Origin of the sequence: Streptomyces sp. CB00455 (genome assembly GCF_001905445.1) — a bacterium.
In the GTDB taxonomy this organism is placed as follows: Bacteria; Actinomycetota; Actinomycetes; order Streptomycetales; family Streptomycetaceae; genus Streptomyces.
On the sequence record NZ_LIVQ01000006.1, the window covers coordinates 222,253 to 235,058 of the forward strand.

Here is a 12,806-nt window from a genome sequence, read left to right on the forward strand (position 1 = left end):
GCACCCGGACCGGTCGGTAAAGAATTTTTCACCGCCGCCGTGCGATCAGGGCCCGGGGGACGGCGCCGGCCGCTCCGGCGCCCCCGGTGCGCCGTAGACCAGCGCCTCCGGGCAGGGCGTGCCCCGGGGCAGCTGGTACTTCGCCGCCACCCGGTACTCCCCCGGCGCGGGGGCCAACAGCTCCGTCCACACGTCCCCGGCCTCGTCCGGAGCCGCCTTGAACAGGCAGCCCGCCGTGTTCGCGTACTCCTTCACGGCCGTCCCCCGCGCCTTCGACGCGAAGGTCTCCTCCGGGGGCGCCACCGCCTTGCCCGCCCCGTCCACCAGCCCCAGCCACGGCGAGTGCGGGATGCGCACCAGCACCCGTCCGGCCCGCTTCACGTCGATGACGAGCTGGTCGGCGCCCGCCCGCACCACCGTGGCCGGGCCCCTCACCAGGTCCGTCGGCTCGTGGACCTTGAAGAGCTGCCAGTTCGCGTCGCCCCACACCTGCTGGAGGTACGGGAGGCCGCCGCGCACCAGCTTCGCCTCGTCCTCACCGCCCGAGTCGGGTTTGTCGGCGGGCAGCACCACGTAGTGCACGGCCCAGCGCTCCAGCCAGGCCCGGTAGCTGTCGGCGCTCAGGGTGTCGTCGTAGAAGAGCGGATTGCGCTCCAGGTCCGCCTGCCGGTTCCAGCCGCGCGCCAGGTTCACGTACGAGGGGAACGCGGACGACTCCCGGTGGCTGCTGGCCGGGACCACCTCGACCCGGCCGCGGTCGGCGCCCGCCTTCTGGAGCTGGTCGACGAGCGGGGCCAGCTCCCGGTTCCAGGCGGCCACCGGGGTGGTGCGGACGATGTCCGTGATGCTGTTGGTGGTGATCCAGATGTTCAGGCCGGCGAAGGCCAGCACTACCGCGTACCAGTGTCGCGAGCGCCGGGAGGAGTACGGGAGGGCCGCGAGCAGTACGGCCCCGCCGAACAGCATGACCAGCCGGGTCACGTTCGAGCCGACCTGGGAGTCGATCTGCCAGGTCAGGTAGACCCCGAAGGCGTAGACGGCCGAGGCGATCCGGACCGTCTTCCAGCGCCCGGGAACGAGGAAGAAGATCGCCAGCGCGAACACGAACGGCAGCCACGCCGAGCCCAGCTTCATCGGCTGCGTCCCGGAGAAGGGGAACAGCCAGGCAGACAACCCGACCACGGCGACCGGGGCCAGGCCCAGGGCGTACGCGCCGGGGCGCCTGCCGCTCAGGAACAGCGCGGCCGCGATCACCCCGAGGAAGAGCCCGGCGACGGGACTGGCGGCGGTGGCGAGCCCGGCCAGCGGAGCCGCCGCGGCCGCCTTGGCCCAGCGCCGGTCAGCCCATTTGCGCGGCCAGCAGAAGACGGCGGCGACCGCGCCGAGCGCGAACATCACGCCCAGACCGAAGGTGACCCGGCCCGACAAGGCGTTGCAGAGCAGCCCGTACACCCCGGCCAGGGCGGGCCACAGGGGCTCGCGCACGGCCCCGCGACAACGGGTCAGGACGAGGGCGAGCAGCGCGGCCGAAGCGGTGCCCGCGATCATCATCGTGGTCCGCACGCCGAGCATGTGCATGAGGTAGGGCGAGACCACGCTGTACGAGACGGGATGCATGCCGCCGTACCAGGCGAGGTTGTACGCGGAGTCGGGGTGGCGTCCGACGAACTCGGCCCAGGCGTCCTGGGCGGCCAGGTCGCCGCCGCTGTTGGCGAAGCTGAAGAACCAGGCGACGTGGAGCACGCCCGCGAGGAGCGTGGCCACGGCGACGGGGTGACGGCGGGCCAGGTCGACGACCCGCCTCCCGATACCGCCGGAGGGCGTATCCGACAGCCCGGACGATCCTGACGGCCCTGACGGCCCTGACAGCTCTGACGGCTCTGACGGACGGGCACGGTCAGCGGCGGACGGAGCGGCTTCCCCGTGTCGGTCCTGCTCCTGCTCAGCGGTGGTCACTGCCGCACTCCCCAACCCGAATCCACACACGACGCGCACACGCACGCGCATCGCACCCGTCCACGTCCCGGGACGGGGGACGCGATCCGGTGCCCCGGGGTTGCCCGGGGCACCGGATCCACGCTCTCACCGGCTGTCAGCCGACGCGCGTCAGCTTGCTGCCGATGCCCGGCGCGGCGAGGTCGCTCTGCAGCGCCACCGGCACCTTGACCTGGCTCGCGCCGTCACCGACGGTGAGGACACCGATCTCGGTGCCGGCCTTGGCGGTCTGCGGGATCTTGCCCCCGCCGTCCACCAGCTTCACGTCGACGGTCAGCGCGGCCCAGCCGACCGCCTGCACGTCCGCGGTGGCGACGACCGGCGTCCTGCCGCCGAGACCGTCGTCCACGTACCCCACGACATCACCCTTCTTCACCACGGGCGCGCCTTCGAGGGCCTTCTGGGTGGCGATCATCAGCTGCTTGCTGGCGGCGAGCACGCTGTCGATGATCGGCGGCTTGTGCTGGCCGAGGACGGCTCCGACGATCAGCTGGTTGGTGTTGCCGACCTTCTTCTGGGCGGCGAAAAGGAGGTTTCCGCCGGCCTTCGTCGTCGTACCGGTCTTGATGCCGAGGGAGTCGTTGTACGGCACCAGGCCGTTCCAGTTCCGCCAGCTCTTGCCCGAGGGGTCGACCCAGCTGGGCTTCTTGGTGATGTCCAGCAGCGTCTCGATCTCGACGAGCTTCAGGCCCAGCTTCACCTGGTCCTCGGCGGTGCTGACCGTGGTCGCGTCCAGGCCGGAGGGGTCGGTGTAGGTGGTGTTGGCCATGCCGAGTTCCTTGGCGGTGTCGTTCATCTTCTTGACGAACGCCTCCTGGGAACCGGAGTCCCAGCGCGCGAGCAGCCGCGCGATGTTGTTGGCCGACGGGATCATGAGGGCGGCGATCGCGTCGTACTCCGAGATCTTGTCGCCCTCCTTCACCGTGTCGAGGGTGGACTCGTTGTCGGTCGAGTTGTTCTTCTTGCCCTCGGTCTCGGCCGTCTTGTCGACATCGATCATCTGACCCTGGTCACCCTTTTTGACGGGGTGGTCGCGCAGGATGATGTAGGCAGTCATCGACTTGGTGACGCTGGCGATCGGTACGGGTTTCTGCTCGCCGGACTGCCCCAGCGAGCCGAGGCCGGCCGCGGCCATGTAGGCCTGGCCCTCGCTCGGCCAGGGCAGCTCGGGCTTGGAGCCGCCGAAGGTGTACGAGGACTTCGAGGTCATCACGAGCTTCGGCTGGGGCAGGGGGCGCACCAGCTGGACGACGGCCAGGATGATCGCGAGGAGCACGACGAGCGGGAAGTAGATCTTGAACCGCCGGATGGCGGTGCGCAGCGGGCTCGGCGGCGGGGGCGGGTTGTTCGTGAGGTCCGCCAGCATGTCGAGCGGCGGCTTGGGCGGCAGGGGCTGCTGGGTGGTCCGCTCGGCGCGGTCCAGGGAGGCGGGCCTGGCCGGGGCCGCCGGGGCTGCCGGGGCCGCCGGAGGGGCGGCCTTGCTGGACGGTGTCGCGGCGGAGGACGGCGCCTTGGCCGGATCCGTGACCGGCGCCTTGGCGGCCGGTGCCTTGGCGGCGGGCGGCGGCGTCTTCGGCTGCTGACCGGGCTCGTCGGTGCGCAGGGGTACGAAGGTGCTGGCCTTCGGCGGCTCGGCGGCGGGCGGCGGCTTCACGGCGCGGAACACGGCGGTGCGCTCGCTGTCGGCGGCTTCCACCTCGGCATCCGTCTTCGGAATCCGGAACACACCGGTCCGCTCGCGCGCGGCAGGCTCCTTGACGGCTCCCGCGGCGTCGTCGGAACGCGACCCCGACCCGGAGCGCGACCCCGAGCCAGAACCGGAATCGGACGGGGCACCCTTGGGCCGCTCGTCGCCCTCGGGCTTCACGGCACGGAAAACGGCAGTGCGCTCACTGTCAGCCGACTCCCCGGTGGAGCCTTCCGACCTGGAAGCGGAACCAGTACCGGAACCACCGGACCGCTCACCGGACCCGTCGCTGCGGGCAGCCTCACCGGCCTCCCGCCCGGAGGCACCCTTGGCAGCGCCGGTGGCAGAAGCGGAACCATCAGGCCGCCCGGCGACAGCGGGCTTCACCGCACGGAAAACGGCAGTGCGCTCGCTGTCAGCCGACCCCTGCACAGGGGCACCCGCGCCAGCACCGGAACCAGAACCAGAATCGGAATCCGAACCGGAATCCGAACCGGAATCATCAGAACGCTTGTCGGAGGCAGCCGCGCGATCGCCGCTTCCCGGCTCCTTCCCCCCGCCGTCCTTCGGCGGCTCCGACGCAGGATCCGATACAGAAGCGGAATCAGCCGGCCGCTCGTCGGCAGCCGGCTTCCGCGCCGGGGTCTCCCCGTCGCGGCCGGTGGCGCCGGACTTCTGTTCCGGAGTGTCCTTCGACGCGTCCGGAGCGGGCTTCGCCTCCTCCGTGCGGTCTGCGGCCTCGGCCGGACTCGACGCCTCGGCCGCAGCGGGCTCGTCCGCACCGGCGTCGGCGGACTCCGCATCCGCATCCGCATCCGCACCGGCGTCGCCGGGCTCCGCATCCGCCGTCGCGACCCACGCCGCCACCGCGTCCCGCAGCGGGTCCCGGTCGCCGGAGCCGGCGGTGGCCGCCCGATCGGCCGGGGCACCCGACCCTTCCTCAGGACCTCGCGGCCGCAACACCGAAAGCCTCGGATCACGCTCCGCGGAGGACTCCGCCGCCCCCGGCGTTCCTTCATCTACCGACTTGTCGGGGGACTCGCCCGCCACCAGTTCCTCCTCCATCGCCGCCACGTCCGGCTGTCCGAATGTCTAACAGTGTCCCGTCTCGGGGGCATCGCCCCCGCGCTAGACGAGAACGACATAGCTGCGGGTTCCCCCGCAAAGCGGTCAGGCGCTCTCGACAGATGAATGTGAGAGGCGTCACCCTGTCACTCATCCACGCGGGGAGGCATGGATGGGCAGGAGCCGCAGAACAATTCCGGAGGAGCTTCTGCTGCTCGCCTTGGACCCGGCCACGGGTACCACGGCGCAGCCGCAGTCGCTCGACCTCGGCCTGGCCGGGGCACAGCTAGTGGAGCTGGCTCTGGCAGGACGGATAGCCCCTGACGGGGATCGTATCGCCGTGGTGATGCCACGGCCGACAGGAGATCCGACTCTGGACTCCGCACTGGAACTGCTGCGCAGGCGCGGCAGCCCGGTACGGGCCGTCCACTGGATAGGCGGACCCCGACTGGGGCTGCGCCAGATATACCTCGCTCACCTGGAGCGTTGCGGCATGGTGCATGCCGTCGCGGGACAGATGTGCGGGGTGCTGCCGACGACTCGCTACCAGGCGACGGACACGGCGATCAGCCGGGAGATCCGTGCCCGGCTCGACAGTGCGATCCGCACCGGTGTACCGCCGGACCCGCGGACCGCGGCGCTCGCCGCACTGGCCCACGCGGTCGGACTCGGCAAGCACCTGTACCCCGGCAACGAGGGGCGGTCGTCCAGGTCCCGGCTGAGGGACCTGATCCGGCACGACCCGATGGGCGGACTCGTGGCGCACGCCGTGATGGACGTCCAGAACGGTGTGGCTGCACAGCCGCGCCGCGACCGCGCACCGGCACCACCGGTCCGGGCCACGGCCGGCAGCCTTCCGCTGCAGCCGCGCCGGACGGGCGCGATGGCCCGCGCGGCCGCGCACTGATCGACCGCTCCACCAGTTCCACCGTTCCACCAGCTCCACCAGCTCCATCTGCTTCACGAGCGCCATCAGTTCCACGAGCGCCACGCAGTGCGTGCGCAACGCCGGCGCAGTGCCGGTGCCCGTCAACACGGTGCCCACGCACCGCCAGTGCCGCGACCGACGCCCCTGAAGGCGCGGCCGGCCATCCGCCAGCGCGCGGGGTGACGAGGCCGGTCCGCCGGTCCCGACACCCCGCGCGTCTGTTTTTCCGGGCCGTTCCCCAGCGGCACCGCACATTTCGGTGGCAGTCTGCTCAACATCAGACACGCGGAGAGACAGCAACAGAAGAAGGCGGAGGTGCCGTTCACGTGGCGTCCAATGTCAATCCCACCGTCCGACGCCGCCGACTGGGCATGGAGTTGCGCAAGCTCCGCGAGGACAAGGGCATGACGGCCGAACAGGTCGCAGAGCGCCTTCTCGTTTCCCAGTCCAAGATCAGCAGGCTGGAGAACGGCCGCCGCTCCATCAGCCAGCGCGACGTCCGCGACCTGTGCGAGGTGTACGAGGTGGAGGACCCCCGGCTCGTGGACTCGCTCATGCAGATGGCGAAGGACTCCCGCCAGCAGGGCTGGTGGCACGCCTTCGGCGACATCCCGTACAGCGTCTACATCGGTCTGGAAACGGACGCCGCCAGCCTGCGCACCTACGAGCCACTGGTGATCCCGGGGCTGCTCCAGACCACGGAGTACGCCCAGTCGCTCGTCCGCGGCGCCTGGCCCGAGACGGCTCCGGCCGACGTGGAGAAGCGCGTCCAGGTCCGGATGCACCGCCAGAAGCGGCTTTCCGAGACGGACAACAACAACCCGGAACTCGGGCCGCTGCGCCTGTGGGCGGTCATCGACGAGGCCGCACTGCGCCGGCGCGTGGGCGATGCGGAACTGATGATCCGGCAGCTGGAGTACTTGATAGAGCAGTCCCAGCAGCCGCACGTCACGGTCCAGGTGATGCCGTTCGCGCTCGGGGCGCACCCCGGTGTGAACGGGCAGTACGCCATTCTCGAATTCCCGGACGCCTCGGACTCGACCGTGGTCTACATCGAGGGCGTCACGAGCGACCTGTACCTGGAGAAGGCCAACGACGTGCAGAAGTACAGCGTGATGTACGAGCACCTGCGCGCCCAGGCCCTCAATGTCGACCAGACACAGCAGTTCATTTCCGAGATCATCGACCAATATGCAGGCAAGAGCCGTTAAACACTCCGGAATCCGGAGGGCTTGACGGAGCGGGCCGGTACGGTACACCGTCACTCCCCGGCCGCAGAAGCCCTCAATGGAATATGCCACCCGGTCGGGTGAATGGTTCCTTCAGCCGTCGGGAGCTGCGGGTAGCGTCGATCAGGTCAGCCGGAGAAGTGGCCGACACGACAACGAACTACTCCCGAACCGGAGAAACACATGGCTATTCGTCAGGGCGCCACGGACAACTGGACCAAGTCTTCCTATTCCGCCAACGGTGCCTGCGTCGAGGTCAAGTCCCCCGTCGTGGAGGCCATCGCGGTCCGCGACTCGAAGGTGCAGGACGGCCCGTCCCTCACCTTCGCGCCCGGCTCCTGGACCTCTTTCGTCGACGGTGTCACCGAGGGCCGGCTGGGACGTCTCGCCTGAGCGTCACGGCATGCGCCCCGGTCAACTCGCATGCGAGGACGCAGACGCAGTACTCGTACGAACAGCAGTACTCGTGCGAACAGCAGCACTCGTACGAACAGCAGGACCCGCACGATCAGCACCACTGACTGGAGCCCTCTCGTCCGGCCCGCCGTCCTGGCCGAGGGGGCTCGGCCGTGTCCGCGTACGGCTCGGACCTACGGATCCGGCACACGGATCGGGCACACGGATCGGGCCCGCTCAGTGCCGCAGCTGGTCGACGTACCGGTCGGTCCCCGGGACCGTGGGGACGAAGGGCGCCACGAGCTCGACCCGCCCGAGTCCCGCCTGCGCGACCTCGGTGTCCATCCCCTGGAAACGGTCCCAGCACTCCCTCGGGTCCTGCTCCAGGAACCACAGCAGCGTGAGACGGGTCTCGACCCCCTCGACCTGCTTGACGTAGGTCATCCGGTCGCCCGGGAGCGGGGTGGGGCGGAAGACGGTGACCATCGCCGACGGAGAACCGTGCAGCCGCTTCGGCAGGGCGCGCGTGCGCAGCCACTCCAGCAGTCCGGCCCGCTGCCCGGCCTCCTCGGCGTCGACGACCTGAAGGACGAGACCGGCGTACGGGTGGTCGAGGGCGTGGAAGTCCCGCGGACCGGCCGCACCGTCGCGGTAGACGGTGGCGACGTGGTCCTGGAAGGCCGTGAAGACGTGGGTGCGGTCCTGGTAGACGCGCCCGTCGCGGTTCAGCCGCTTGTTGATGCCGACCGTCCACTTCATGTGCTCGTCGTAGCGGCCCTGGGTGACCCAGTAGGTCGACAGGTAGCAGCCGGCGGTGACGGGCTGGGCGACGGCCGACTTCTCGGGGTAGCGAAGCTCCTGGAGCTCCCGGGTGGCGACCCAGCGGCGGCCGGCGTACATCCAGGGCATGGCCATGGCGCCCGCGTAGTAGTGGTCGTCCTCGTACCAGCGGTTGTAGGCGTACTCGTGCCCCGGGTGGGGCTCCACCATGGTGATCAGCGCATGGCCGGGGCGGACACCGTAGGGGCCGACGGCCGCGAGCTCGGCGTAGTCCGCCGCGCGGGTGTCCGGCTGCTGGTCCTGCTCTCCTGTCGTCATGGCACCGGTCTAGCTGATGTGACGTCAGATCGGGAGGGGTGGGACGGGTTCAGCATGTGACACATAGATGTCGTCTGCATCTTTGGCTGGGTGTAAGCCGCCACAGATTCCTACACACGTCTCCTGTTCGGCGGCTGCCACTTGCTTGCGGCCGGACGTAAGCCGCCTCAGGTCGCTGCACACGTCTCCGGGACGGCGAATGTGGGCAGCTTGTCTGCATTTGGCGCCCAAGTGGGGTCGGGAAAGCCGCCTGACGGAGTGTGGCGGCGGAAAGTTCAGCGTCAGGCTCCGATAAGGGCTGGCTGAGCCGCCCGAAGGACGCTCAAGCGCCCCCTTCCGCCCTTGCCGCTCCTCCCCGCCTCATTGCCGGCCTGCTCCTAGGCCCGGGGAGGGCCAAGGCGTCGGAGACGTCGTCGAAGACGGCGGGCGGCGCACAAGCGAGTGGCAGCCGCCATGCGAGAGAACTGTGTAGCGATCTGATGCGCCCCCCGACCCGGACGTGCCTGCCTACGGGCCCGGGCCGGAACATGGCCGCCGAAGCGGACAGTCCGCTCTCTGATCTCCCCGAATGTCTCTCTGTCCCCCGGCCCGTTCCTTTGGGGGGTTCCCGGCAGTCTTCGTATGTCCGGGGCGGGACGGGCGGTCAAGGGTGGCCGAAGGCCATCGCGAAGCGACGCGACCGCAGGGAGCGCCCTTGAGGGCCCGGCCCGACACGGAGAGACGATGAGACTGACGGGAACCCCCCAACCCACCCCCGATACCGACCAGCGCAGACCCCGACCCCCGAAGCCCCCGCCCCGCCCCGCCCCCCTTCCCAACCCCGCCCGGCTCCCCTAACCTGACGCACCGTCAATCTCCGCCGTACGGACCACCCCCATCACCCGCACACCCCCACACCCCACCAGCCCAACCCACCCCCCCCACCCCCCGGAGGCCGTCGTGCTGCTGCTTGGGAAGACCGTCATCGTCTCCGGCGTCGGGGCCGGGCTCGGGCATCAGGTGGCCGCCACCGTCGTGCGGGACGGCGGGAACGCCGTTCTCGGGGCGCGGACCGAGGCCAATCTGGCGAAGTCCGCCGCCGAGATCGATCCCGGCGGCGGGCACACCGCCTACCTGCCCACCGACATCGGCGACGAGGCGCAGTGCCGGGCCCTCGCCGCGCTCGCGCAGGAGCGCTTCGGCGGTGTGGACGCCGTCGTGCACGTCGCCGCCTGGGACTCCTACTTCGGCGGCCTAGAGGACGCCGACTTCGACACCTGGCGGCAGATCCTCGACGTGAACCTGCTCGGGACCCTGCGCATGACCCGCGCCTGCCTGCCCGCCCTCAAGGAGCGCGGCGGCTCCGTCGTCATCATCGGGACGCAGTCCGCCGTGGCCGCGCCCAACGAGGTCCAGCAGGCCGGCTACGCCGCCTCCAAAGGGGCCCTGACCTCCGCCATGTACTCGATGGCCCGCGAGCTCGGACCGCATCGGATCCGGGTCAACACCGTGCTCCCGGGCTGGATGTGGGGACCGCCGGTGCAGGCCTTCGTCACCTTCACCGCGCACACCGAGAACGTCTCCGAAGCCGAAGTCCGCGCCCGCCTCACCGAGCGGATGGCGCTGCCCGACCTCGCCACCGACGGGGACGTCGCCGACGCCGCCGCCTTCCTCGCCTCCGACCGGGCGCGGTCGATAACCGGCCAGTCACTGCTGGTCAACGCCGGTGAGCTTATGCGATGACGTCCTCCGCCGCACCGGGAGCGGATCGTATGCTCACGGCATGACCACTCCGAGTGACGTCCCGACCGACAACGCGATGCGCCGTGCGCTCCGGCGGGCCCGCGACGGCGTCGCGCTCGACGCGACCGAGGCGGCCGTACTTCTCCAGGCGCGCGGACAGGCCCTGGAGGACCTCGCCGCGTCCGCGGCGCGCGTGAGGGACTCCGGGCTCGCCGCCGCCGGCCGGCCCGGTGTCATCACCTACTCGAAGAGCGTGTTCATACCCCTCACCCGCCTGTGCCGCGACAAGTGCCACTACTGCACCTTCGTCACCGTCCCCGGCAAGCTCCGCCGCGCCGGCCACGGGATGTACATGTCCCCGGACGAGGTCCTGGACATCGCCCGCCGCGGCGCGGCGCTCGGCTGCAAGGAAGCGCTCATCACCCTCGGCGACAAGCCCGAGGACCGCTGGCCGCAGGCGCGCGAGTGGCTGGAGGCCCACGGCTACGACGACACGATCTCCTACGTACGGGCCATCTCCATCCGGATCCTCGAGGAGACCGGTCTCCTGCCGCACCTCAACCCGGGCGTGCTGTCCTGGGCCGACTTCCAGCGGCTCAAGCCGGTCGCCCCGTCCATGGGCATGATGCTGGAGACGACGGCCACCCGCCTGTGGTCCGAGCCGGGCGGCCCGCACCACGGCTCCCCCGACAAGGAGCCGGCCGTCCGGCTGCGCGTCCTGGAGGACGCCGGGCGCTCCTCCGTCCCCTTCACTTCCGGCCTGCTCATCGGCATCGGCGAGACGTACGAGGAGCGCGCGGAGTCGCTCTTCGCGCTGCGCCGTGTCGCGCGCAGCTACCACGGCATCCAGGAACTGATCATCCAGAACTTCCGTGCCAAGCCGGACACGGCGATGCGCGGCATGCCGGATGCCGAGCTGGACGACCTCGTGGCCACGGTCGCCGTCGCCCGGCACATCATGGGACCCTCGGCCTGCCTCCAGGCGCCGCCGAACCTCGTCGACGGGGAGTACGCCCGGCTGATCGGCGCCGGGATCGACGACTGGGGCGGCGTCTCGCCGCTGACCCCGGACCACGTCAATCCCGAGCGCCCCTGGCCCCAGATCGAGGCGCTGGCCGAGCAGTCCGCGGCGGCCGGTTTCGAGCTGCGCGAGCGGCTGTGCGTGTATCCGGAGTTCGTCCAGCGCGGTGAGCCGTGGCTCGATCCGCGGCTGCTGCCGCACGTGCGCGCGCTCGCCGATCCGCTGACGGGGCTGGCGGACGTGTCGGCGCGCGTCGAGGGACGTCCGTGGCAGGAGCCGGACGAGGGCTTCACGGCGACGGCGTACGGCCGCACCGATCTGCACGCCGCCATCGACACCGAGGGCCGCACCGGGGACCGCCGCGGGGACTTCGACCTCGTCTACGGCGACTGGGAGGCGCTGCGCGAGGCGGCCGCGCCCGGAATGCTGCCGGAGCGCATCGACACGGACGTGCGGGAGGCGCTGGCGCAGGCCGCCGACGACCCGACGCGGCTCACGGACGCACAGGCCCTCGCGCTGCTCCACGCGGACGGCCCGGCCCTGGACGCGCTCTGCCGGATCGCGGACGACCTGCGGAAGTCGGCCGTCGGGGACGAGGTCACCTACATCGTCACCCGCAACATCAATTTCACGAACGTCTGTTACACCGGCTGCCGTTTCTGCGCCTTCGCGCAGCGACGCACGGACGCCGACGCCTACACGCTGTCGCTGGACCAGGTCGCCGACCGCGCGGCCCAGGCGTGGGAGGTGGGCGCGGTGGAGGTGTGCATGCAGGGCGGCATCCACCCCGACCTGCCCGGGACGGCGTACTTCGACATCGCGCGCGCGGTGAAGCAGCGCGTCCCCGGCATGCACGTGCACGCCTTCTCCCCGATGGAGGTCGTCAACGGGGCGACGCGCACGGGGATGTCCGTACGGGACTGGCTGACGGCGGCCAAGGAGGCGGGGCTGGACTCCGTCCCCGGTACGGCGGCGGAGATCCTGGACGACGAGGTGCGCTGGATCCTGACGAAGGGCAAGCTGCCGGCGGCGGACTGGATCGAGGTCATCACCGCCGCGCACGAGCTGGGGATCCGTTCCTCGTCCACGATGATGTACGGGCACGTGGACCAGCCGCGGCACTGGCTCGGCCATTTCCGCACGCTGGTGCGGATCCAGCAGGCGGCGCTGGAGAAGGGCGTGGCGGGTTTCACGGAGTTCGTGACGCTGCCGTTCATCCACACGAACGCGCCCGTGTACCTGGCGGGCATCGCCCGGCCGGGCCCGACGGTCCGCGACAACCGGGCGGTCACCGCGATGGCCCGGATCCTGCTGCACCCGCACATCCCGAACATCCAGACGAGCTGGGTCAAGCTCGGCTCGCAGGGTGCGGCCGAGATGCTCCGGTCGGGGGCGAACGACCTGGGCGGGACGCTGATGGAGGAGACCATCTCGCGGATGGCCGGTTCGAGTTACGGCTCGTACAAGTCGGTCCGGGACCTGGTCGCGGTCGCGGAGGCGGCGGGGCGCCCGGCGAAGGCCCGTACGACGCTGTACGGGGAGGTGCCGCGGGAACGCCAGGAGGCAGCCCGCGCCTCGGACGGGCACCTGCCACAGCTGCTGCCCGTAGTGGACTGAGCCGGGAGGCCGACGCGGACGTGCACACGGACACGGGCACGGGCACGC

8 protein-coding genes are annotated in these 12,806 nt (G+C 70.8%); 5 read left to right on the top strand and 3 right to left on the bottom strand.

All coding sequences use genetic code 11. The features are described 5' to 3' along the window. Positions 1-45 precede the first annotated feature (45 nt). Positions 46-2,007, bottom strand: coding sequence for an MFS transporter (locus AMK16_RS24485; RefSeq protein ID WP_443333602.1), 1,962 nt, complete (start codon positions 2,005-2,007; stop codon positions 46-48). Between the two features lie 85 nt (positions 2,008-2,092). After that, positions 2,093-3,691: a D-alanyl-D-alanine carboxypeptidase family protein gene (locus tag AMK16_RS37450; protein ID WP_242438879.1), complete on the bottom strand. Its 1,599-nt coding sequence runs from the start codon at positions 3,689-3,691 to the stop codon at positions 2,093-2,095. 1,228 nt (positions 3,692-4,919) lie between these two features. Here AMK16_RS37450 and AMK16_RS24495 point away from each other — a divergent pair. The 3 genes from AMK16_RS24495 to AMK16_RS24505 all read left to right on the top strand — a co-directional run bounded on the left by AMK16_RS24495 (position 4,920) and on the right by AMK16_RS24505 (position 7,297). Further along, positions 4,920-5,654 (top strand): GOLPH3/VPS74 family protein, encoded by a 735-nt coding sequence (locus AMK16_RS24495; RefSeq protein ID WP_073919367.1) that lies wholly within the window; start codon positions 4,920-4,922, stop codon positions 5,652-5,654. A gap of 347 nt (positions 5,655-6,001) precedes the next feature. Then, positions 6,002-6,886, top strand: coding sequence for a helix-turn-helix domain-containing protein (locus tag AMK16_RS24500; RefSeq protein ID WP_073919370.1), 885 nt, complete (start codon positions 6,002-6,004; stop codon positions 6,884-6,886). Between the two features lie 201 nt (positions 6,887-7,087). Continuing rightward, positions 7,088-7,297 (top strand): DUF397 domain-containing protein, encoded by a 210-nt coding sequence (locus tag AMK16_RS24505; protein ID WP_073919373.1) that lies wholly within the window; start codon positions 7,088-7,090, stop codon positions 7,295-7,297. Between the two features lie 240 nt (positions 7,298-7,537). Here the strand turns inward: AMK16_RS24505 and AMK16_RS24510 are convergent, their stop codons facing one another. After that, a complete protein-coding gene (locus AMK16_RS24510) occupies positions 7,538-8,398 on the bottom strand; it encodes a hypothetical protein (RefSeq protein ID WP_073919376.1) in 861 nt (286 codons plus the stop codon). A gap of 939 nt (positions 8,399-9,337) precedes the next feature. Here AMK16_RS24510 and AMK16_RS24515 point away from each other — a divergent pair. Then, complete coding sequence (locus AMK16_RS24515) at positions 9,338-10,120, top strand: SDR family oxidoreductase (protein WP_073919379.1); 783 nt, start codon at positions 9,338-9,340, stop codon at positions 10,118-10,120. Positions 10,121-10,160: 40 nt separating this feature from the next. Next, positions 10,161-12,758 carry a bifunctional FO biosynthesis protein CofGH gene (locus AMK16_RS24520; RefSeq protein WP_073919382.1) on the top strand — a complete coding sequence of 866 codons (2,598 nt, stop codon included), beginning with the start codon at positions 10,161-10,163 and terminating at the stop codon, positions 12,756-12,758. Positions 12,759-12,806 lie beyond the last annotated feature (48 nt).